This is a genomic window from Spirosoma spitsbergense DSM 19989, assembly GCF_000374085.1.
In the GTDB taxonomy this organism is placed as follows: Bacteria; Bacteroidota; Bacteroidia; order Cytophagales; family Spirosomataceae; genus Spirosoma; species Spirosoma spitsbergense.
On the sequence record NZ_KB893411.1, the window covers coordinates 40,609 to 62,288 of the forward strand.

A 21,680-nucleotide genomic window follows, 5' to 3' on the forward strand; every position below is an offset into this window, starting at 1 on the left:
AACTACGCATCCATTGTGGGGAAATAGACAAAAGCCCTGCCAAATGGCGGAGGGTTTTGTTCGTATATTTATTGTCCATACTCGAGAGCTTTTGTGGAAAATTCGTTCAGTCCTTTGTTTACGGCCTTTGATCAGGAAGAAGTAACCTTCTTTGCCGATTTGATTTTGCCCATTCCGGTACCAAAATTGTTTACCTATCGGGTTCCGCGCGGGATGGCTGAGGTGCTCAAAATTGGTGCCAGAGTGATTGTGCCCTTTGGTAAGAAAAATAGCCGCGTGCTAACGGCGGTCGTGGCCAAACTGCATAACTCACCCCCCGCTGCCTACCAGGCCCGGTATATTAGCGAGGTACTGGACGAGTACCCGCTGGTGACCGGCTACCAGCTGGAGTTGTTCAAATGGATGGCTGAATATTACATGTGCTGCGTGGGTGATGTGATGAACGTGGCCCTGCCATCGGGCCTGAAAATATCGAGTCAGTCGAAAGTGCAGGTCAACCCGGATTTCGATTATCCCGAACTGCTCACCGGGTTTGAAGAAACACTGCTTGCCGAGCTGAAAAAACACCCGGCCCTGTCGTACGATGAACTGGGACGAATGGCGGGTGAGGGAACCAACGTACCCGCTTTGATCAAGTCGCTGGTGGGCAAAAAGGCGATTATTGTATTCGAGGAAGTCCGGGAAAAATACGTACCCAAAATGGTTCGAAAGGTGCGCCTGCACCGGAACTACGAAGAAAAGGAGCAACTGCTTGTTCTGCTGAACCGGCTTGAAAAACTACCCAAACAGCAAGAGGTCGTGATGCGGTACCTGCAGCACGTACCGATGCAGCGCAACCCGGAACTCAACCAGAAAGGACTTGATAAGGGTATTCTGAATCAGGACGACGAACTATCGCAGTCATCCCTGTCTACCCTGATCAAGAACCAGGTGTTTGAAACGTTTGAACTGATCCAGCCCCGCTTTTCGGACAATAACGCCCCCCAGGCCGAAATCAAACTGACCGAAGCGCAGCAAACGGCTTCGGCTCAGATTATGGCGCAGTTCGATACCCAGAACATCGTGTTGCTGCACGGTATAACCGGAAGCGGTAAAACCGAAGTCTACATCGACCTTATCCAGCAGGCCCTCGGTAGTGGGTCGCAGGTGCTGTATCTCCTGCCCGAAATTGCCCTCACCACGCAGATTGTGGTGCGGTTGCAGCGGGTATTCGGCGACAAAATGGGGATTTACCACTCCAAGTTTTCGGACAATGAGCGGGTGGAGGTCTGGAAAGGCGTCGTGTCTGGCCAATATCAGTTTGTGGTGGGCGTGCGGTCGGCGGTGTTTCTGCCCTTCGATAACCTCGGTTTGATTATCGTGGACGAAGAGCACGAGACCAGCTACAAACAGCACGACCCGGCACCCCGCTACCACGCCCGCGACGTAGCCATCATGCTGGCCCACTGGCAGCAAGCCAAAGTGTTGCTGGGGTCGGCCACGCCCGCTTTGGAAACCTATTTCCAGGCCAAACAGGGTCGCTATGGATTGGTGGAACTGTTCAAGCGATTCGGCGATGCCACGCTGCCCAATATTCTGCTGATCAATACCCAACAGGAAAAGCGGCAGAAATCCATGAAGAATGAGTTTTCGTCGGCCTTACTCACGGCGCTGGGCGATAACATGGAGCGCAAAGAGCAGAGCATCCTCTTCCAGAACCGCCGGGGCTACTCGCCTTACATGCAGTGCGAAGACTGCGACTGGACGGCCGAGTGTAACAACTGCGCCGTCAGCCTGACCTACCATCAGCGCGACGCCGAACTGCGCTGCCACTATTGCGGCCATAAAGACCCCGTGCCCCGTACCTGCCCTACCTGCGGTTCGACCAAGGTGAAAACGATTGGGTTTGGCACCGAGAAACTGGAAGACCAACTTCTGATTTACTTCCCCGAATCGAAGGTGTTACGGATGGACCTGGATACGACTCGCGCCAAAAACGCCTATCAGAACATAATTCAGGAGTTTGAAGGTGGGGAGGTCGACATTCTGGTGGGTACGCAGATGATTACCAAAGGACTCGACTTCGATAACGTGAGTCTGGTCGGTATTTTCGACGCTGACCGGCTCATTCACTTCCCCGACTTCCGGGCCACGGAGCGGGCGTTTCAGATGATTACGCAGGTGAGCGGCCGGGCGGGCAGGCGGGCCGGGCGGCAGGGAACAGTGCTGATTCAAACGGCTAATCCACAACAGCCCATTCTGCAAAAGGTGATTCAGAACGACTACAAAGGATTGTACGAAGAGGAGATTCAGGAACGTCGGGATTTCAGTTACCCGCCCTTCGTGCGGCTTATCAAACTAACCGTTCGCCACACCGACAAAGCCATCAGTCAGCAGGCCGCTACCCGCCTTGCCGCCGAACTCACCGATGCGCTCGGCAGCAGCCGCGTACTGGGGCCCGAAGAACCCCTGGTGGAGCGTATAAGAAACCAGTTTCTGTTCGATATCCTCGTCAAGATAGAGCGCGAAAAAGTGAACATAAAAGCGGTGAAAACCTACATCCGCGATCGCATCAACGATATCCTCACCGACAAAGGATTACGTCAGGTCAGCATCGTGGCCGATGTGGATTGTTTATGAGACTCGTTTGGCTTTCTTACTTTGACTATGCCAGTCTAAACATCTCAGCCTATACGGCTTCAACCAAATAGTCCAGGTTCTCTTCGTGCAGGAAGTTGTGGGGCGGCATGAAGTTTCCACCGTGCTCGGCTACTGTACGCTGATTGATGAAGGCGATGTCGTCTTTGTCCAGATAGGTCATGCCAACGCCCTGAAAACGGCTTCGTATTCAGCAAAATCTTCATTCACGATTTGCTCCAGGCGTTGTCGCTTGTTTTGCTTCAACGAGTTGGCTACTTCGAGAATGAGATTCCTGACAAAATCCGGATCATTGACTGCCAACTCTTTAAGTGATTGGCTAATTTGATCCTTATCCAATGGTGCGCTCATGACTTTGCAAGTTTATCTATACAAAAGTAAGTAATTGATTGATAGTCTGTTGATAGTAACGCTGACGGAGAGCCTAAAGTTGACCCTTCAATCCTGATTTACTTACTTTTTATGCCCATTAATCCAGGGAATGACGAATCCTCTGCCAGTAGAATACGATTGGCCGTACAGTTTATTTTCGTCCAGATAGCCGCTGTGAAAATAGGTGCCCGACTGGTCGGCGGTAGTGAAGGCAAAGTAAATCACGCCCCACGCAGTATTGACCTTACCATCCGAAAAAGGCGTATCGTAAAACACGCCACTCAACGAACCATCGAAGTAGCCATTGACGACAAACTCTTTTAAATAAGGAGCCGCGTCGGGCGCGGGGCGCAGGTCGATTTCCCAGGTGCCGCTCAGGGCGCGAAGTAATGAATCTTTGGTGGCTGCAGCCATCGTCTGGGCTGGCTTGCTGGCAGATTGACCGTAGCTGCTGACACATAAAGCTACTGCCAACAGGCCAGTGAATAAATGGGTACGTAGTTGCATGATTGTCGATTGATTTTAGTTGTGTTTTGTGCACGTAAAACTTTGCCTGACAGGCTTTAATTAATACGCCCTTTCTCATCTTCCAGACCCGTTTTGCGCTGCCGGGCTGCTTTGACCTGCTTATTGCCGAAAGTATACGTGAAGTTGATTCGAACCTGACGGCTTTCGTATCCGCCACTGGCATCCATGTACAACCCACCAAACTGACTGATACCCCGCCACTGCTGACTGTTGAACGGGTCCGACACGGTCAATACCAGCGACCCGCGCTCGTTTAACACTTTGCGCTGTATGCCTACCGTGCTGCCCCAGTACCGGCGGTTCTGGAAGGTACCACCCCAGATGGACGGTGAGGTGTAATAGCCAGATACTTCCAGCTTCCAGGCTCCGGGTAGCGTAATGGTTTGCTGGGCGTACAGACTCAGCACGTTGGCCGACAGACCGATGGTTTTGCCACCGCCGAAGTTAGCATTGTTCGCCGAGTGATACCCGCTCACGTTCAGGTACACGTTCCACCACTTAGCGATATTGAACGGGTAACTCACCGCCAGTGATACCACGCGCTGATTGGCCAGATTCCGGGTAGTGATATAGTTGCGGGGCCGCTCGCCGGGAGTTGTGGCAACGGTATCGGTAATGGAGGTGAAGTAGTCCTGTGTGTCGCTGTAGCTGAGTGAGGTGGTCAGCTTGTATTTGTAGGTGTGCGAAAGCTGGATGGTGTTGGTGTACTGCGGGCGCAGAAATGCGTTGCCTTTCTGATAGGTTAGTTCATCCAGCTTCGACTCGAAGGGGTTCAGGCTCTCGTAAGTGGGGCGGTCGATTCGGCGACTGTAATTGAGCGAAAACGAGTTGTTCTGATTCTGATTGTAAGTCAGGCCCGCGCTGGGGAAAGCATTCATGTAGCGACGGACCACGTGGGATTCGGCGGTTGGTTCAGCTACGCCAATCAGTTGCCCGTCAGAATGGGTATGCTCGATGCGCAGCCCCAGTTGTCCCTGCCATTTTCCCTTGCTTTTCTCGAACGATGCGTAGCCTGCGTTCACATTCTCGGTATAGACGAACTGGTTGGTGCGGTCGGTATTTAGTATATTCTGAGCGTTGATTACGTCGAAGAAGTTGAAGTCATTATCGGTTCGCACGGAGGATAGTTTGACCCCCGCGCTAAACTTTCCGCCCCACAGCCGTTGGCTGTAATCGGCTTTCAGCGTGCGAAGGGTGATATTGGTCAGGGTCGTCATGCGGTAATTACGCTCCTGAATAAGGGCGTTCGTGATGGGGTCGACGTAGCGGTTGGGCTGGTAATTATTGCCCGTCGACCGGAACCGGCCCAAATCAGCATCTATGCTCAAGTCATGCCCAGAGGTATCGGCAAAGCGATAGTTCAGGTTGGCGTTGCCGTTGACCCGGTTGCTGAGGTTGCGGTTATCAGCAATGAGAAGCTGCGAGGTGATTCGCCCTTCGAGACTGCCAATGGGTGTCAGGCCCAGGGTATTGCCGGTAGCGTCGCGCAGCGAACCATCCAGCAACATACCGAGGGTGCTGTATTTACTGACAAACCAGTCGGCTCCCAGGCGGGCGTTGTGTGCTGCTGACCGGGTGGTGGTTTCGCTTCGCTGATTGAAAAACTGGCCACTTTGCTCGCGGTAGAGACTTATATACGACCAGTCGCGGGCATCGCGCAGGCTGTACGTAGCAAACAGGTTCGTCTTTTGTGTGCGGTTATTGAGCGATACCGAACCGGTATATTTAGGGTAGTAGGCACCCATGGCAACCCCCAGTGTAGCACTGCCGTTAGTACCGAAGTTACGGTTCTTTTTCAGCCGGATATTGATAATCCCCGCGTTGCCCTGCGCATCGAAACGGGCCGAGGGCTGAGTGATAATTTCGATAGCGTCAATATCCGATGCCTGTAATGTCCGTAAATAAACGGTAAGGTCCGCCGGGCCGAGGGGCGAGGGTTTCCCGTCGATAAATACCCGAACGCCATTTTTACCCTGTAGTATGATGTTGTCGTTTGGATCGATCAGTACGCCCGGTGCTTTTTGTAACAACTCAATGGCCGAACTGCCCAGGGCCGTAATGCTGCTTTGCACGTTCAGAACTAACTTATCGGGCAATACCTCTACCAATGGCTTTGTCGCTTTCACGCTCACTTCCGCCAGCGACTTTGCCGCTTCGGTTAGCCGGGCGGGGGCAAGGGTAGCGGTCTGCCCATCGGTCAGATTAACTACATCCGACTGCCAGGTCGCGTAACCAACAGCGGTTAAACCAACCCGGTAACTACCGGCTCGTAAGCCCGAAAAGGCGAATACACCGGCTTCATTGGCTACGGCTGCTTTCACTAAAGCGGAGTCGGCTACCGACCGGAGGACGGCCGTGGCGAAAGGAACCACCTGCCCGATGGTTGTTACGGCGGTGCTGCTGATGGAAGCGGTTTGGGCGAAGGAGGCCGAACCAATAAGAAGGAGAATCAGGGACAACAGGAATGGCTTTTTCATAGCTTCTACGAGTTTGAATGGGTCAAAGCTACGGGGCGGGTCAGGGGAGAGCCAGCCGCATTCGGTGAGTGGCCGGTTTTGTCGGTGAATGAAAGGCGATGTCATTCACCGACGTATTTGTCGATTCGTCGGAAAAAGAGAAGTAGTGTATCGTAAGTTGATGTAAGTTTGATTGTTATTCATAGAACCGATGGGCTACAACCGAACCGTTTTCTGGGGCATTACGTACCGCCAATTGATGCTCGTGCTGGGTATGTACGGGTTATCGGCTTTGCTATATGACATAGCCTTGTCGATTAGCCAGCGCGAATGGGCAAAAACGCCAATCCTTGATTATTTCACGGGCGAAGTTCCGCGTATTGCTCTCGATTACGGGTTGAAACTGCTGTTCACGGCTCCCATCTGGTGTTTGTTGTTTGTACGGCTACGGCATTGGTCGCTCATGCAGCGGATGCTGTTGCACATCGCGTTGCTGCCGCTGTTCATTATCGCCTGGCAAAGTGTGTATTACGCTGTTTCCGATGCCATTGGGGTAGGCCGGATGCGGGGAAATTCGAGCATTTGGGACACATATATCGGGGCGCTGTTTTACATGGTTCAGTTCGGGATTTTTCACGCCTACACGTATTACCGCGATTTGCAGCAGCAACGCATTCAGGAAATTCAACTGCGCGAACTGGCAGTGAAAAGTGAGCTATCGGCCCTGAAAGCGCAGTTGAACCCCCACTTTCTGTACAACGTATTCAACACTATCAGTGCGTCGGTGCCACCCGAGCAGGAACACACTCGCGAGCTACTGGCCGAACTCGCCGATTTGTTCCGCTACCAGCTTCAGGCCTCCCGCTCCGATACCGCCACCGTGCGCGACGAAATTGCCTTCGTCGGGAAATACCTGGACCTCGAAAAAGCCCGCTTCGGCGACCGGTTGCACGTTCGGTTCGACGTATCCGATGATGTGCTGAATTGTATGTTACCGCCCATGTTACTACAGCCCTTGGTGGAGAATTCCGTTCGGCACGGTGTCGCATCGCTCATTGACGGGGGGGAGGTGTGCGTCAGTATACGTCAGCATGCTAATCAACTCCGGGTAATGGTTTCCGATACGGGTGTTGGAATGAACGGTTCCGGCGAGAAAGGGGCTGGCGTTGGGTTAGCTAATACGCGACTACGGCTCGAAAAAATGTACGGTACCGAACTCAGCATCACTGCTAATCAGCCGCATGGCGTTATCATATCGTTTGAACTGCCCGTTCAGGAAAAAAACAGCGATACTGACATACCGCAGGATTTACCAAAATACACAGCTGCTTTTTAGTAACTTACCGCCCGCTCCTGTGCCAGCCGGACTGCGGCCCATTCGCATGCAAAAAGTAATTATCATTGATGACGAAGCCGCCGGACGCACGCTAATCCGGCAATACCTGGGCGAATATCCAGGCCTGATTATTATGGGGGAAGCCAACAACGGCGTAGATGCCGTGCGGCTCATCAACGAGTTCAAACCCGACCTGATTTTTCTGGATGTGCAGATGCCCGGTCTGAGCGGGTTCGATGTGCTGAAACACCTGAACGAGATTCCGCAGATTATTTTCTCGACGGCCTATGACCAGTACGCGCTTCAGGCGTTTGAGGTCCACGCGGTCGATTACCTGCTCAAGCCCTACACCCGCGCCCGCTTTGCCCAGGCGATTCAGCGCGTAACGGATTCCCGGACGGGAAACCTCCAGAAAATTCAGCCCCTCGCCGAAAGTCTGCTCAATACGGCTACTCTGTATCCCGAAAAAATACTGGTACAGACGGGTAATCGGCTTGTTACCGTTACCGTATCCGATATAGTCCGAATTGAAGCCGAGGGCGACTACGCTACGCTGGTTACCGAAACGGGTAAGCACCTGAGTAATTACGGTATTGGGGCACTGGAAGCGAAACTCAATCCGCAGAACTTCCTGCGGGTTCACCGCTCCGATATCGTTAATCTGAACTTCATCCGGGAAATCCAGAAGTACCCGTCCAGTTACGATGTTATCATGCAAAACGGCGATGTTGTACGCGTCAGCCGGTCATACATGGATAAAATCCGGGAACTGACGTTCTAAACAGTGTCGTAAGTTATTCGTTAAATTTCCGCTAACACCATCGTTTATCAGCCCATCCGGTTAATTTTGCACCGGCTTGTAGCCAGTTTTGCCCAATATTCCCCATCCTATGTCTAAGAAAACCAAGATTGTTGCCACCATTGGTCCGGCTTCCGACACGAAAGAACAGTTGCTGGCACTAGCCAGAGCGGGAGTCAACGTATTCCGGCTGAATTTTTCGCACGGTACCCATGAAGACCACCTGATGCGGCTCACGCGCATCCGGGAAATAAATGAGGAATACCACTTGAACCTCTGCGTATTACAGGATTTGCAGGGGCCTAAAATTCGAATCGGCAACGTCGAACATAAGGATGGGGTTACGATTGTACCTGGTCAGGAACTGGTCTTTACGAATGACGATATTATTGGTACCGCCGAACGGGTTAGCACACCCTACAAAAATATGTATCGGGATGTGCATCCGGGCGAGCGTATCCTGATGGACGACGGTAAACTGGAAGTTAAAGTGCTGCGTAAAGAAGGTACTGATGTCGTAACTGAGGTCGTTTATGGTGGCCTGATGAAGTCAAAAAAGGGAGTAAACCTGCCCAATACAAAGGTATCCATGCCCGCCGTAACCGAAAAAGACTGGGCTGACCTCGAATTTGGCCTTGAACACAATGCCGAGTGGATTGCCCTCTCATTCGTACGCGAAGCATCCGAAATCATCGAGATAAAAGAATACATCAAGTCGAAAGGAAAGACGAGCCGGGTTATTGCGAAAATCGAAAAGCCGGAGGCAATTGCCAACATCGACGAAATTATTGCCGCCACCGATGGCCTGATGGTGGCTCGTGGTGACCTGGGCGTTGAGTTACCCGCCGAAGAGGTGCCGATGATTCAGAAGATGCTGGTTGAGAAATGTAATAAGGCCGCTAAACCGGTCATTGTGGCCACGCAGATGCTCGAAAGCATGATTGACGCTCCCCGTCCAACCCGGGCTGAAATCAACGACATTGCCAACTCCGTTATGGATGGCGCCGATGCCGTGATGCTCAGTGCCGAAACTGCGTCGGGCAAATACCCGATTCTGGCCGTTGAGAGTATGGCCAACACCATCCTACAGGTAGAGAAATCGACCGACAAGATTTATTTCCGCTACCATGCCTATGTGAATGAGCACCCCACCGAAAATGTTCTGAACGACAATGTGGTGATGAGTGCCTGCCGACTCGCCCGCGATACACAAGCCCGCGCCATTATCGGCATCACCAACTCAGGATACACGGCCGAGCGGATTTCGCACCACCGCCCCAAAGCCGATTTGCTGGTGTTCTCCAACGATGCACAGCTCCGTAATACCCTTGGTTTGTACTGGGGTGTTCAGGTAATTCCGTACGAGCAGGATCTGAGTCTGAGTGTTGACCAAACGGTGGAAGGTATCAAAGACATCCTCGTCAGTCAGGGCCGTTTGGATGATGGCGATATTTTTATCAACACCCTCAGCGTACCCCTCAGCGCATCCCGCCGGACTAACACGGTGAAACTAAGTATCGTAGATTGATATAGTTAGTTGACCCGTTTGAAACGTTTTGCGTCAGCTACTGACTGATTGACTCAATAACTGACCAATTTCTTATAAACACTAAAAAGCCGCGAAACCAAAGGTCATCGCGGCTTTCTCTTTTTACTGAAAATGAAGAACGTTAGGAGGAAGAATCTGATTGTTACTTAACCCGATTCAGGCCTTTTCTGTTTTCGACTCCTTGTCTTCTTTGGCAACCGGAGTTTCGGTAGTCTCTATTTCTTCTGATTCCACTGGTTCTGTGGTTTCCTCAGCCGCTACCTCAAATACTTCGGGTGCAAACTGACTCAGGATCGTGTACCAGCTGATTAATTTCTTGATGTCGGCTGTTCGAACGCGGTCGCGGTCGTAAGTAGGAACAACCGAGGCCATAAAGTCGGCCATTTCTTCATTCGACCCTTTGGTATCGGTAGGGAGTTTGTCGTTATATTTCTCCCTGACGGCAAGGAGCACATCGCCGAGTGACACGGATTTCTCATCGCTATCATCATCGACATAGATGGAAATGTCGTTCAATACCGACACACGGGCTGTTGGCCCCATCATGGTTTTTGCTTTTTTGTCGTCTAACGATTCAACGATAACGCCGGCTCGGCCCGGTTTTAAAATTCGGTAAAGGCCACTATAGCCAGCCACATTGGCAATCTGTTTTAATGCTTCCATTAGCGTGATTTTGTAAATTGGTAACGTGTAGTTTAACAGGGGTATTGCTTAAACGGTAAGAGTGAATGTGCGGACGAGTAAAAAAAAGACTCACCCACCGGTCACTTTTTGCCTTTTATGTACGCTTCATTCAACGGCCGGATAAACGACAGGATTTCTTCCCGACCGGCACTCGTGATGGCTGATGTGATAAAAAACTGGGGGGCTTCCTCCCATTCCTCCAGCAGGGTGGTACGGTACGTATCAATGGTCGCCTGGAGTTTGGGGCCACTGAGTTTTTCGGTTTTAGTGAAGACGATAACGAAGGGTAAGCCACGCTCTCCCAGATTGCTCATAAAATCGAGGTCTCGTTTCTGGGGTTCAATCCGGGCATCGACCAACACAAAAATGCAGAGCAGGTTGGGGCGGCTGGTTAAGTAACCGTCGATGAGGGTGGCGAATTTTTCGCGTTCGGTTTTGCTGACCTGCGCATAGCCATAGCCGGGTAAATCGACCAGATACCACGACTTATCGATAAGAAAGTGATTGATAAGTTGCGTTTTTCCCGGCTTTCCCGAAATTTTGGCCAGTGTTGTCCGGCTCGTCAGCATATTGATCAGCGACGATTTACCCACGTTGGAGCGACCAATAAAGGCGTACTCAGGCCGATTGGGTGGGGGACAAAGAGCCGGGTCGGAATTACTGACCAGGAATTCAGCTTGTTTAACGGGCATAAGTAGAAGACTGTAAAACGGCCGCAAAGTTCGGAAAGATTAAGCAGAATGGCACATGATTTGTAATTTGCATGCCTATCAGTATATTTATTAATGAAACAAGCGTTTCTGATTAGAAACGAAAATCGTTCGTTCGTGCGTTATAGAATCGAAAACCTACAAAGACTACCGGCTCGCCGGGTTTGACTATGAAAAAACTATTTTGGCTGTTTGCAATCGCCCTCATTGGCGTTACTGTGCTCCCAACTATTGCTGCTTTCGATCCCGTAAAGACAGACCATACCGCTAGCAGAATGGCTCCGAAAAGTGATGCTGAAGGAATTCAGTTTACGGAGGCTTCCTGGAAAGACATTCTAAAAAAGGCAAAAGCGGAGAAAAAAGTTATTTTTCTGGATGCCTACGCCAGCTGGTGCGGTCCCTGTAAGTTGTTGCAAAAGAATGTTTTTACCAAGAAAGCCGTTGGCGATTACTACAACAGCAAGTTTATAAACGTGAAAATGGACATGGAAAAAGGCGAAGGCCCGGCTTTAGCGCAGGTTTATCCGCTGGAAGCCTATCCAACCTTGTTGTATATCGACGGTAATGGAAAAATTCTAAGAAAGGTACTGGGTCTTCAAACACCGGAAGCACTGATTGCCATTGGCAAAAGTGTGAAGTAAGCAAAACGAATCCGGTTTATATCGAAAGAGGCTGTTTCACCAGAAACAGCCTCTTTTTATGTGCTCATTACTTTAGTCCGGGTGGCAACATACAAAATGGAAAGGGAACATAAAACGAGTCCGGCCAATATAAGCTGATGAACTATGGGCCATTCCAGTGCCCATAAAACCAGCCCGTTAATACCGATCTGCACGAAGGCATACCCGGTTGCTACGCCCAGGTGTGGCCAACCTCGCTGGCTGACCAGCAATTGATACAAATGCGACCGGTGCGCCCGAAGAACGTTTTGATGCTGCCTGAAACGGTAAAAAAGGGTAAGCAAAGTATCGGTACCATAAACTGCCAGCAGTAACAGGGGCAAATACGTATGATGCTCGTTGATTACGTTCAGGAGACCATAGAGCGTTATGAAGCCAATGCCGATACTGCCCACATCACCCGCAAAACAGATGGCTTTGGGCCGGGCGTTGAAAAAACTAAAAATCAGCAGGGCTACGAATACGGATGGATATAAAATCTGCGAACCGCCATCCATTTTGTCCCCTTGCACATACCACAGCGTTCCAACCGTAACCAGACTGTATAAGGCAGCCATGCCGTTGATGCCATCCATAAAGTTGCAGGCATTGATAACAGCGACTCCCAGCAACAACAGGCCAGGAAATGCCCACCAGTTTGTGGGAAACGTACCTGTTTGTATCAGTAGCAAACTAACCGCTATCAACTGAACAGACAGGCGAAAGCGGACTGGGATATCAGTAAGGTCGTCGCCAAAGCTAACCAGCACCACGGCTGTCAGGCCACCAAAGAACCAGGGTTGATTGAAAGAGCCAGTAAAAACCGTAATCAACACGGCCAGATAAATGACGATACCTCCGCCCCGAATCGTTGTGGTAGTCTGGTGTAAACTCCGTTCGTTGGGTATATCAAATAGCCGAAAGTGTCGGGCCAGTCTCAGGTAAAGAAACTCCGATCCCAGTAATAGAATGGTCAGGAAGCCGTAGTTAGTCAAGGTCATTAGGGTGTATGGACTGTTGGGGCAGAGTAGGTGGCCTTTTCTCCCGCCCTAAGGATGTGCCGGGCCAGTTCCTGATTGATAGTGTGCCGTGCGAACTGCCGTTTAAAGTCAACCCTGTCCTGCGTTTGGTAAGGGGTTTCGCGCAGTTGCCTGACCAGGCTCGCAGCATCAGCAGGATTGAAAACGAGCGTATTAGGTAGATAATCCCGGATGAAGGAAGCCGCATACCCGCAAACCCCGGCCAGAATGGGCTTATCCGTAGCACCGTATTCAAACAGTTTGGAAGGCAACACGCGCTGGCAGGCATCCCAGTCGTTCAGGTGTACCAGTAGATAATCTGCGTTCTGGTAGGCAGCAATCAATGTCTGCCGGTTGCAGGGAGGGCGCAACTCAATATTGATACATTGTTTTTCCAGAAGGGCTGCCTGAAGTTTCTCTCTGGCTCCACCGTCGCCAATCACCACAAACCGGAACTGGTTGCCCAGTTGCCGCGCGGCTTCGGGGATGAGTTTGTGCAGCCCTTGCCCTTCACCGATATTGCCCGCGTACAGGATGGTTTTGTACTGGTGGTTCAGGGGTGGCTGACTGGCTGGAACGGCCAGAAACGGAGCGTCGATACCATTCGTACAATGGCTGTATGTGGCTTGCCGGTACGAGTTAAAATAAGACTGGAAACCTTCCGAAACCAGATTGATATGCGTGGCATAGTTAAACGTGTAGTGCTCAACAAGTTTCAGCAATGGATTTAAACAGGTGTGAGCGAGTGGAAAACGGACGACCTCGGCTATCGCTTCCCGAAATAGATCGCGAATATCCAGGAAGAGTGGAATCGTTCGTTTGCGGGCTAGTCTGGCCCCCAGAAAAGCGGTGAATAAGCGGGAAGAAGACGCAATAACTAAGTCATAATCAGCCTCTTTGGTATACTGGTGAGCGGACCGGAAGTAAGTCAGGAAGGCCATAATCTGGCCAATCAATCCACTTTTATGCTTGGGAACGCGGATGCGCTGCACTAAAACCGGACAGCCTTCCGTAGGCCATACGTCTCTGTCAGGTGCGGCTGGTGAGTAGGATGCGTACCGATTTGGGTGGGTAGTAACCACATGAACTGAATCACGGGACGTCAGTTGGCTGGCCAGTTCACTAACCAGCGTGGTGTTCCGGAAAGAACCGGGGCACAGGTCAGGCTCAAAATAAAAAGTCAGGTAAAGTATCTTCATTCGATTAGGGTGAGGATTGTTTCCAGGGAGGTTGTGAAATCAACGATAAGACAGTGGCCCGGCAATAACCGGTTGAAACCATTGGCCATCGCATACGTATCGACTTGCCACGAGGGTTTGGTTGCGGAGCGAAATGCTATGTGTACGGGTCCTGCCCGTATACCACCGTCCTGCAACTGCCACGGTACAGAAGGATGAAAATAAAATCGGGCGGTGCCCGACTGCCCGGACTCGATTCCGGCTGGCCAAACCAGCAGTCGATCGGTTATCAGAATCGTACCGGTACCAATCGACCATGTTCGTTCGTGGATAATGCCCCGATGCCGGTAACCGTCATGGCGGGCCGTCAGCGTAGTAGCCGTGTCAGTCACCAAGTCCACCCGCGCCCGACGACCAACCCGAAAACTTACCCACATTTCGGAGGAGTCTTCGTCCGCTACCGTTACGGTATTGTGGGCTTCTGTACTGCGTTCCCAGTCCCGACGGGGGCTGTTTTGATACGTGGAGGTGGAGTTATCCACAAGTACGGGCTGGTTATCCACATATAGCACAGACGAAAGTGTATCCGCGTGGGCGTGACCGGGTTGCTGCGCCGGCCCGATGGCGCCAACGCAGGTAAAAAGCTCAAATCGCCTTTGCCGGAACATCCGGAAACCACTATCACTCAGGGGAACAGTGGGTGGAGTAGTTTGAGGTAGTAGATAGCTGGCCTTTTTCCGAAGCTGGGTTGTGCTGGGCGCAATACCCGGAGCTGCATCGTTAACCATCGGAACATCGCCGTTCCGGAACGTTATCGCGTCGAGCCAGCCAAGCATCAACACACCTTTTTCTGTCAGCAAGGCAATCTGCTCGCCGTTATCATGGCCAGCAGACGACCGCAAAATCAGTAGTGTGTCAAGCAATCGGTCCAGGAGTAGCTGCTGATACATGGGGCTGCGTTCGTAATGACCGCCATCGGGTGAAATCTGTTCGTCCAACTCCTGACGCAGCAGTTGGGTTGCTTTCCGGGTCCACGAGCTGTTTCGGAAATACAAGGCTCCTGTAAGCAAGGCGAAGCCATTTTCGAGCAGGTGATTACCTGACAGATGATACTCCAGGCGGTGACTCAGCAGCCGGACCTGCGCGAACAGGTGCTGGTTGATGACCTCGTCCCGAACCTGATGACGGCTCAGGAACTGCACCCAGTTTGTAATACGCAGCGCGGTCGGATACGCTTCCAGTCCATCCCGCATGTCGGCCGATTGACGAATAAAGTCGCGTATCAATGCCAGCCCCCGTTCGACCGGCATATCTGGTTGATTCAAAAAATCGAAGTATGTCAGGTTATAGGTCCAGAGTTTTCCATGCCGGGCGTAGTTCCAGTCGATGTCTGCTGAGAAAGAAACGGTCAGGTTCAAAAAAGTGAATCGACCCGGTAGCCACGATACCAGCTTGTCGGCATCGGGTACCGCCAGAAAATACGCTTCCGGCGTTTTGCGAGAGAGGTATAGTGTGGCCGGGCCGCGAAGACGGTGGAGGAGTTGATACGCCAGTTGCCGGCCCGTTAAATGCCGTACGGTTCGCCAGAGTCGCCCGATGTTTTTCATACAATATTCGGGGTCAGTAAATCCGTCTGGTTCATGCCGATACGAGCCACATCAACCCAGCGATTCTCGCGCAGACTTTGCAGCGCAGCCAGTGTGGTTTGGGTCGTGTTGATCAACTCAGCGAAAGGAATCAGCGCATCGCCACCCGTCCTAAGTTGGGTAAGCAACTGATTCGTCTGTTCGGCGTGGCCTTTATTCTGCCTGCCCAACAGTCCCGAAAAACGCCCGAATCCGTAGGTTGTCAGGCGAAGGAAGTTGTTCAGCACCAGTGTCCGTTCCAGTGAATAGACTTCGATTCGTTCTTTCGGATAAGTTTTGCTGCCATTACTGAAATAATTGATAACCCCCGTCGAGCCGTTTTCGTAGCGGAGTAGCAGGGAGACCGAATCGCTGGTTTCGGTGGGTAGCGGACCCATAGCGTTCATACACACGCTCCTTACAAGACTCCCGGTCAGGAACGTGATAAAATCCACGAAATGACCGGCTTCGCCCAGCATACGTCCGCCCCCGATGGTTCGATCATGTACCCATGAATCGACCGGAATGAATCCTGCATTGACGGTGACGACTACGTTCATGGGTAAACCAAGTGGTCCCAGCAACGCCTTCATTTTTCGGGCAAAGGGCGAAAAACGCCGGTTGAAACCAACCACCACCAGCTTGCCGGACTGCTGCTGTGCGCTGATGATACCCTCCAGCTCGTGCGTATGGATGGCCAGGGGTTTCTCGACAAATACGTGTTTCCCCGCCCGCAAGGCTTCGACCGTTAAACGGGCGTGGCTATCGTGCCGGGTAGTGATGATGCACAGGTCAATGTCGGGGTCGTCCAGTATGTGCCGGTAATCCGTGGTGCTTTGGGCGATAGCGTATTTTTTAGCGAGCAGGGTGGCATTGAGCCCTCCGGTACTGGCAATTGTCTTGATGTTATCCCCGGCCGATTTCAGGGCCGGGAGAAGAACTGCCCCCGTAAAATTACCCGCCCCAATAAGGCCAATCGTTACCTTCGTTGGTTCATAGCGATACTCGGTCAGCTGGCGCAACGGGCTACGGTTAACCGTGTCGGGGTAAATGAGCAGCGCGCCAATCCGGTGGGTTGCTGCTAGGTCGCCGTAAATTTGATTGTATTCTGCCAGGGGCACCCGGTCTGTAACGAGTGGTTTAACGACCAGCTTGCCAGCGGCCAGAAAGTCCAGAATCGTCTGAAAATTCCGGTTCTCCGTCCACCGCACGTATGCCAGCGGGTAGTCGTGACCCTGCTGTTCGTAAGTATCATCATAGCGGCCCGGCCCGTACGAATTGGCTACCATGAAGCTAATTTCATTTCGCTGGAAATCCGCCCGGTTTAAATCCAGCCCTACGGCACCGATCAGCACGATGCGCCCCCGCGAACGATTCATCCGGGCTGCCTGTGCAATAAGTGTATTTGATTGCGTTGCCGCTGTAATAAGTACCCCATCCGCTCCGCCATTCTGACGGGTAAGGGCCAATACCGTTTTTACTGAATCCGTGTTCGGGCCAGTGCGAATGACGGTGATGCCCAGTTTTTCGGCCAGCTGATATTTGATTTCATCCGGTTCGATGCCAATAACCTGGCAGCCGTTGATTAGCAACAGTTGAGCCGCCAGCAACCCGATTAGACCAAGACCGATAACGACGAATGTTTCATTAAGCGTTGGATTCAGCAAGCGAACACCGTGCAGCCCGATGGAACCGACTACGGTGAATACTGCATCCTCATCACTGACCGTATCGGGCACCGGTGCCACCAGGTTACGGGGTACGCAAACTACTTCGGCGTGGGGACCATTCGATACCACCCGGTCTCCCAGACGGAGGTCGGTAATGCCTTCGCCCAGGGCCAGTACCGTACCCATCTGGCAGTAACCCAGCGGCAGGGGCTGGTCGAGTTTGCGGGATACGGCTTTCAGTGTGGGCACTAGCCCGTCCGTTCGGATTTTGGCCAGTACCTGTTTTACTTTATCGGGTTGCTGGCGGACTTTCTCCAGTAAACCAGCGCGGCCAAAATCAACTAGCATCCGTTCTGTCCCGAGCGATACCAGCGAACAGCGGGTCTGAATCAGAACCTGCCCCCGACCAACTAAGGGAGCGGGTACTTCTTCGAGTAGTGTCTCGCCTGTTTTCAGCTGCTGGATAAGTTGTTTCATGAAAACTGACTGATTATGTGTGCGATGCGTTCGGCAGTTTTTCCATCCCAAAGCGGTGGTGTCTTGCCTGTATTAGTCCGACCCGCCAGAATTTCCGCTGCCATTTGCCCGGCTGTATCGGGACTTAAATCCGCTACTAACTGGTTGGTGCCGCAGTCAATCGTAATGGGCCGTTCGGTGGAGGGGCGAAAGGTCAGGCAGGGGACACGCAGGTAGGTCGTTTCTTCCTGAACCCCACCCGAATCCGTGATAACCAGAGCCGCGTTTTCCATCAGGTTGATAAATTCCAGATAACCCAGCGGTTCCAACAGGTGTACATTCAGACGGGTTGCCAGCGCGCCGAAAAGGCCGAACTGAATCAGGTTCGCGCGGGTGCGTGGATGAACGGGAAAGACGACCGGCCGGAGAGCCGCCATATTCTTTACCACCTGTAGCAGTCGGCTTAATCCGGCTTCGGTGTCTACGTTGAACGGGCGGTGCATCGTCAGGAGGACGTACTCTTTTGCGGTCAGACCCAATGCCTCAACGGTATTCAGTGCACTGGCTTTAGCCCGATACTGCACCAGCGAATCGATCATGACGTTGCCCACAAGCTTGATTTTGTCGGCGGCTACCCCTTCCCGCCGTAGGTTATCGCAGCCAGCCTTTTCCGTCACGAACAGCAGGTCGGCCAGCGCATCAGTCACGATCCGGTTCCGTTCTTCGGGCATCTGCCGGTCGCCCGAACGGAGACCGGCTTCTACGTGCGCTACCCGAACACCGTGTTGGGAAGCGGCCAGCGCACAGGCCTGTGTACTCGTCACATCCCCAACTACCACCACCCAGTCGGGCTGTTCCCGCTGGAGAACCGGCTCGAATTTCTCAAGTATATCGGCCGTTTGCCGGGTTGCAGAACCGGATTGTATGTTCAGATAATGATCGGGCTGGGGCAGGTGAAACTGGTCGAAGAATACGTCGCTCATCACTGCGTCGTGATGCTGACCGGTATGAATAATTTTTGACTCGATGGACGGGTACGCCAGAAAAGCCCGGTGCAAGGGCGCTACTTTCACAAAATTGGGCCGCACACCAACGATGCTGAGAATTTTCATTTAGTCAAGGGCTGGTGTTTTTCTGAAAACTCCCACGAGCAAATTGTTGACGTACTGTGCTGCCAGAAATGGCTTTAGCACCCGCGAAATCGGATCCTGCCCCGAGAAGTAACCCGTTTCGACCGGGGTGAATCCTGATTCGGTTAGCTGCCGGTTAAAGGTTGTTTCGGTCGCCGTGTTACGGATATAGCGGTAGTAAACCGGTCGGGCCAGCAACCGAAATAACTGTCGTTCCACTTTTCGGTACAGACTCCGTCTGTTTGGTATGGATACGAGCAACAGCCCGTTTGGTTTCAGTAGTAGCCTCGCCTGTTCCAGCATACCGGTCATGTCGTTCAGGTACTCAAGAATGCTCGACATGATTACCACGTCCTGCGCCGGGAAATGCGTTAGTGTTTTCAGGGGCAGGTTGCCCACCGCAAACCGCGCCATTGTGGAGGTTCGCTTTTGCTTACACAGGGCAATCATAGCCTCCGACCCGTCGATACCCGTCACTATGCAGCCTTTTTTGGCGAGGTAATTACTGAAAATGCCCGACCCACACCCCAGATCAATCACCTGATCGGTGGCGGTAATATACCGTTCGAATAGCGCCGTCCAAATGTGAAATCGTTCCTGAAAAGCCTTCGATAGTTCGTACCGGCTGTCGAATTCGATTGCCCTGTCATTATGAAAGTCGATGGCGTTTTTACTGTCCATTATGCAACTGTGGCTACGTCTTTTGTGTGGTTAGTACGCTGTACTGTCTCCTGATATACCTGTTCCCATTCGGCTATCTGTTCATGCACATCGAACTGCCGGTGAGCCAGCTTATAGGCCCGCTGCCTGTATTGCTGATACGCATCAGGCGGCATCAGGATGAATGTCTCAATTGCTTTCCGAAGCGATTCGGGATCATTGGATACCCAACTGCCCGCTCGCTCGGTTTCGAGTTGTTGCCAGGGTGTATGCGTTGATGCGATAACCGGGGTTCCCTGCGCCAGTGATTCGACGACGACATTCCCGAAACTCTCCGCGTGGGAGGGTAGGACCGTCAACCGGGCGTTGGCATAGAGGGTTTCTTTCCACGGCCCCCGCACCAATCCCACAAACGTTACCTTCTCCGAAAGGCTCAGCTGTTTAACCAACTCAGTAAGCATACTACCGTAGGCATTATCCGTTTGCGGCCCGGCAATGACTAACGAATAGTTACTGGCACGGAATGCCTCCGATGCACTCAGGGCACGAATCAGGTTGTCGATACCCTTGATGGGATGCAGCCGACCGATGAATAGTAGATAGGGCGGGGTTAAACGAATCGTCTCATCGGGTTGGACGAGTGGCGGTAATTCCATACGATTCTGGATTTCGGTTACAGAAGTGGCCTTCCCGAAGCAATATCGGATATGAGCGGCCTCCGCCTTACTGGCTGCCTGAAAATGAACAGATGAGGTGAGCATTCGTTTGACCAATCTCAGTATAAATCGCTTGAGCCGTGGGCGGATAGCCAGGGCTACCGGATTCAGTTCGCCGTGGGGCGACCAGATAACGGGCTTCCCCGCCCACTGACTCAGGAGCACCCAGATGAGGGATGCCGGATAAAACAGGCTGTTTACGTGAACCACATCAACGCTGGGAATTGCCTGCCAGCCTTCCCAGATGTGGCGGAGGGGCAGGTAGAAATGCGGATTATGGGTGTACATCACCCGCCCGCAATCCATCGTTACCCACTGATTGAGCGGAACTGATGGCGGCAAATCCTGCGACGTAGCAATGACTGTTACGTCATGACCGGCCCGCGTCAGTGCTTTTGCCAGCCAGTAAATGGTGTTGCTGGGGCCACCCATCTGAGTGGGGTAGAAACAGTCGGCAGATAGCAGTATCTTCATCGGGCTGGTTGTGGTGTGGGTTGAATAAAAATCATCTTTTGGTAGCGTTTCCGGTAGTGGAGAGCGGTTGCCGCTGCGGTGTAGTGCTGCGCGTTGAGCAGCCCAGCCTTCACCAGCTTTTGCCGATAAGCCGTATCGGTTATCAGGCGCAAAACTCCCTGCCTGATTGCCGCAACATCCAGCGGATTGACAAAATAGGCCGAATCGGGAGCCAGGTCGTACATAGGCGAGTCAATGGACGTAATCACCACGCGACCAACGGCATTCGCTTCCAGCACCGGCATGCCGAAGCCTTCGTAGGTCGATACAAACGTGACGATATCGCAGTCTGCGTAAAGCTGGATAACTTCCGCCCGACTCAGGTTTTCATACTGCCGGTAGTCGATTAACCGCTGTTGCAACGCCTGTCGGATTGGATCGGATACCGGACCTACGAGTAGCAGGGTGCAGTGAATGCCTTCGAGGGCGGTAATCAGCCGGAAAAGGTTTTTATTGGGCGCTGTTCCCACCTGTAATAAAACCGGATGGCTGGGTTGAAATGAACCTGGCTGGTGCCTGAAAGCGGGGTCGTAGCCATTGGAAACAACGACGACCTTCTGGGCAACATTGCCTGTATATCGAATCAACTCCTGTCGGGTTTTGTCCGAAACGGCAGTTACGACGCTGGCCCGGCGAATGGGCAGGTAATACCAGAACAACCAGAACAAGGCGTACCGAACGGGTCGATGTTGATTCTTGACCAGCGTACTGCAATCGTGAATCGTGAGCACCGTGCGCGACCCCGGCAGGGCCAGTGCGGTGTAATGAACATCGCCCGTAATGTGGAAAATATCGCTTTTGAGGGTTCGTACAAAACGAAGGTTCTGCCAGACACTACGCCAACCCCGGCTGATATGCGGCAGATATACCCGCTTGGTACGGATACCCGGTTGCTGGTCAACTTCCCGCTGAATACTCCCGAACAGTGCCTCGATGCTGTGGCCGGTGCCGGGACTACGAACCAGATACGTGATGGTCATGGG

General features: G+C 52.4%; 19 protein-coding genes. 5 read left to right on the forward strand and 14 right to left on the reverse strand.

The features are described from left to right. Positions 1-93 precede the first annotated feature (93 nt). Positions 94-2,619, forward strand: coding sequence for a replication restart helicase PriA (priA, locus tag B157_RS0104615; RefSeq protein WP_020602207.1), 2,526 nt, complete (start codon positions 94-96; stop codon positions 2,617-2,619). A 49-nt stretch (positions 2,620-2,668) separates the two neighbouring features. On the opposite strand, the gene B157_RS40015 is transcribed toward priA, so the two are convergent. The 4 genes from B157_RS40015 to B157_RS0104635 form a co-directional block, all read right to left on the reverse strand. Next, positions 2,669-2,800 (reverse strand): hypothetical protein, encoded by a 132-nt coding sequence (locus tag B157_RS40015; protein WP_020602208.1) that lies wholly within the window; start codon positions 2,798-2,800, stop codon positions 2,669-2,671. Then, positions 2,797-2,988, reverse strand: coding sequence for a hypothetical protein (locus B157_RS0104625; protein WP_020602209.1), 192 nt, complete (start codon positions 2,986-2,988; stop codon positions 2,797-2,799). The genes B157_RS40015 and B157_RS0104625 overlap by 4 nt, the downstream gene beginning before the upstream one ends. A gap of 102 nt (positions 2,989-3,090) precedes the next feature. Next, positions 3,091-3,516 carry a hypothetical protein gene (locus B157_RS0104630; protein ID WP_020602210.1) on the reverse strand — a complete coding sequence of 142 codons (426 nt, stop codon included), beginning with the start codon at positions 3,514-3,516 and terminating at the stop codon, positions 3,091-3,093. Positions 3,517-3,572: 56 nt separating this feature from the next. Then, positions 3,573-6,119: an outer membrane beta-barrel family protein gene (locus tag B157_RS0104635; RefSeq protein ID WP_020602211.1), complete on the reverse strand. Its 2,547-nt coding sequence runs from the start codon at positions 6,117-6,119 to the stop codon at positions 3,573-3,575. An 85-nt stretch (positions 6,120-6,204) separates the two neighbouring features. Here B157_RS0104635 and B157_RS34405 point away from each other — a divergent pair, with 85 nt between their 5' ends. From B157_RS34405 to pyk, 3 genes are all read left to right on the forward strand, one after another. Further along, complete coding sequence (locus tag B157_RS34405; protein WP_020602212.1) at positions 6,205-7,329, forward strand: sensor histidine kinase; 1,125 nt, start codon at positions 6,205-6,207, stop codon at positions 7,327-7,329. Between the two features lie 46 nt (positions 7,330-7,375). Next, entirely contained in the window at positions 7,376-8,110 is a 735-nt protein-coding gene (locus tag B157_RS0104645) for a LytR/AlgR family response regulator transcription factor (RefSeq protein ID WP_026308496.1), read from the forward strand. 109 nt (positions 8,111-8,219) lie between these two features. Next, entirely contained in the window at positions 8,220-9,656 is a 1,437-nt protein-coding gene (gene pyk / locus B157_RS0104650; protein WP_020602214.1) for a pyruvate kinase, read from the forward strand. Between the two features lie 177 nt (positions 9,657-9,833). Here the strand turns inward: pyk and B157_RS0104655 are convergent, their stop codons facing one another. Both B157_RS0104655 and yihA read right to left on the reverse strand, forming a co-directional pair. Then, positions 9,834-10,340, reverse strand: a complete 507-nt coding sequence (locus B157_RS0104655) for a DUF5606 family protein (protein ID WP_020602215.1) — start codon at positions 10,338-10,340, stop codon at positions 9,834-9,836. A gap of 101 nt (positions 10,341-10,441) precedes the next feature. After that, the gene (yihA, locus tag B157_RS0104660; RefSeq protein ID WP_041951898.1) at positions 10,442-11,053 is read right to left on the reverse strand and encodes a ribosome biogenesis GTP-binding protein YihA/YsxC; all 612 of its coding nucleotides are present in this window, start codon (positions 11,051-11,053) and stop codon (positions 10,442-10,444) included. Positions 11,054-11,241: 188 nt separating this feature from the next. Here yihA and B157_RS0104665 point away from each other — a divergent pair, with 188 nt between their 5' ends. Next, on the forward strand, positions 11,242-11,712 hold the full coding sequence (locus tag B157_RS0104665) for a thioredoxin family protein (protein ID WP_020602217.1): 471 nt from the start codon (positions 11,242-11,244) through the stop codon (positions 11,710-11,712). A 56-nt stretch (positions 11,713-11,768) separates the two neighbouring features. Here the strand turns inward: B157_RS0104665 and B157_RS0104670 are convergent, their stop codons facing one another. From B157_RS0104670 to B157_RS0104705, 8 genes are read right to left on the reverse strand one after another with little or no spacing between them, the layout of a single operon-like run. Further along, entirely contained in the window at positions 11,769-12,731 is a 963-nt protein-coding gene (locus B157_RS0104670) for an MraY family glycosyltransferase (protein ID WP_020602218.1), read from the reverse strand. Then, entirely contained in the window at positions 12,731-13,948 is a 1,218-nt protein-coding gene (locus tag B157_RS0104675; protein ID WP_020602219.1) for a glycosyltransferase family 4 protein, read from the reverse strand. The genes B157_RS0104670 and B157_RS0104675 overlap by 1 nt, the downstream gene beginning before the upstream one ends. Then, positions 13,945-15,534, reverse strand: coding sequence for a heparinase II/III family protein (locus B157_RS0104680; RefSeq protein WP_020602220.1), 1,590 nt, complete (start codon positions 15,532-15,534; stop codon positions 13,945-13,947). Before B157_RS0104680 ends, B157_RS0104675 begins: the two co-directional genes overlap by 4 nt. Beyond that, positions 15,531-17,699 carry a bi-domain-containing oxidoreductase gene (locus B157_RS0104685; RefSeq protein WP_020602221.1) on the reverse strand — a complete coding sequence of 723 codons (2,169 nt, stop codon included), beginning with the start codon at positions 17,697-17,699 and terminating at the stop codon, positions 15,531-15,533. The genes B157_RS0104680 and B157_RS0104685 overlap by 4 nt, the downstream gene beginning before the upstream one ends. Further along, entirely contained in the window at positions 17,696-18,790 is a 1,095-nt protein-coding gene (gene wecB, locus B157_RS0104690; RefSeq protein ID WP_020602222.1) for a non-hydrolyzing UDP-N-acetylglucosamine 2-epimerase, read from the reverse strand. Before wecB ends, B157_RS0104685 begins: the two co-directional genes overlap by 4 nt. After that, the gene (locus tag B157_RS0104695) at positions 18,791-19,489 is read right to left on the reverse strand and encodes a class I SAM-dependent methyltransferase (protein ID WP_020602223.1); all 699 of its coding nucleotides are present in this window, start codon (positions 19,487-19,489) and stop codon (positions 18,791-18,793) included. It lies immediately after the preceding gene. Continuing rightward, complete coding sequence (locus B157_RS0104700; RefSeq protein ID WP_020602224.1) at positions 19,489-20,658, reverse strand: glycosyltransferase; 1,170 nt, start codon at positions 20,656-20,658, stop codon at positions 19,489-19,491. Before B157_RS0104700 ends, B157_RS0104695 begins: the two co-directional genes overlap by 1 nt. Further along, entirely contained in the window at positions 20,655-21,677 is a 1,023-nt protein-coding gene (locus B157_RS0104705) for a glycosyltransferase family 4 protein (protein WP_020602225.1), read from the reverse strand. Before B157_RS0104705 ends, B157_RS0104700 begins: the two co-directional genes overlap by 4 nt. Between the last annotated feature and the right edge of the window lie 3 nt (positions 21,678-21,680).

Coding starts and splice junctions, on each gene's coding strand:
- B157_RS40015 (WP_020602208.1), bottom strand. CDS start 2,800: ATGACCTATCTGGACAAAGACGACATCGCCTTCATCAATCAGCGTACA.
- B157_RS0104625 (WP_020602209.1), bottom strand. CDS start 2,988: ATGAGCGCACCATTGGATAAGGATCAAATTAGCCAATCACTTAAAGAG.
- B157_RS0104630 (WP_020602210.1), bottom strand. CDS start 3,516: ATGCAACTACGTACCCATTTATTCACTGGCCTGTTGGCAGTAGCTTTA.
- B157_RS0104635 (WP_020602211.1), bottom strand. CDS start 6,119: ATGACATCGCCTTTCATTCACCGACAAAACCGGCCACTCACCGAATGC.
- B157_RS34405 (WP_020602212.1), top strand. CDS start 6,205: ATGGGCTACAACCGAACCGTTTTCTGGGGCATTACGTACCGCCAATTG.
- B157_RS0104645 (WP_026308496.1), top strand. CDS start 7,376: ATGCAAAAAGTAATTATCATTGATGACGAAGCCGCCGGACGCACGCTA.
- pyk (WP_020602214.1), top strand. CDS start 8,220: ATGTCTAAGAAAACCAAGATTGTTGCCACCATTGGTCCGGCTTCCGAC.
- B157_RS0104655 (WP_020602215.1), bottom strand. CDS start 10,340: ATGGAAGCATTAAAACAGATTGCCAATGTGGCTGGCTATAGTGGCCTT.
- yihA (WP_041951898.1), bottom strand. CDS start 11,053: ATGCCCGTTAAACAAGCTGAATTCCTGGTCAGTAATTCCGACCCGGCT.
- B157_RS0104665 (WP_020602217.1), top strand. CDS start 11,242: ATGAAAAAACTATTTTGGCTGTTTGCAATCGCCCTCATTGGCGTTACT.
- B157_RS0104670 (WP_020602218.1), bottom strand. CDS start 12,731: ATGACCTTGACTAACTACGGCTTCCTGACCATTCTATTACTGGGATCG.
- B157_RS0104675 (WP_020602219.1), bottom strand. CDS start 13,948: ATGAAGATACTTTACCTGACTTTTTATTTTGAGCCTGACCTGTGCCCC.
- B157_RS0104680 (WP_020602220.1), bottom strand. CDS start 15,534: ATGAAAAACATCGGGCGACTCTGGCGAACCGTACGGCATTTAACGGGC.
- B157_RS0104685 (WP_020602221.1), bottom strand. CDS start 17,699: ATGAAACAACTTATCCAGCAGCTGAAAACAGGCGAGACACTACTCGAA.
- wecB (WP_020602222.1), bottom strand. CDS start 18,790: ATGAAAATTCTCAGCATCGTTGGTGTGCGGCCCAATTTTGTGAAAGTA.
- B157_RS0104695 (WP_020602223.1), bottom strand. CDS start 19,489: ATGGACAGTAAAAACGCCATCGACTTTCATAATGACAGGGCAATCGAA.
- B157_RS0104700 (WP_020602224.1), bottom strand. CDS start 20,658: ATGAAGATACTGCTATCTGCCGACTGTTTCTACCCCACTCAGATGGGT.
- B157_RS0104705 (WP_020602225.1), bottom strand. CDS start 21,677: ATGACCATCACGTATCTGGTTCGTAGTCCCGGCACCGGCCACAGCATC.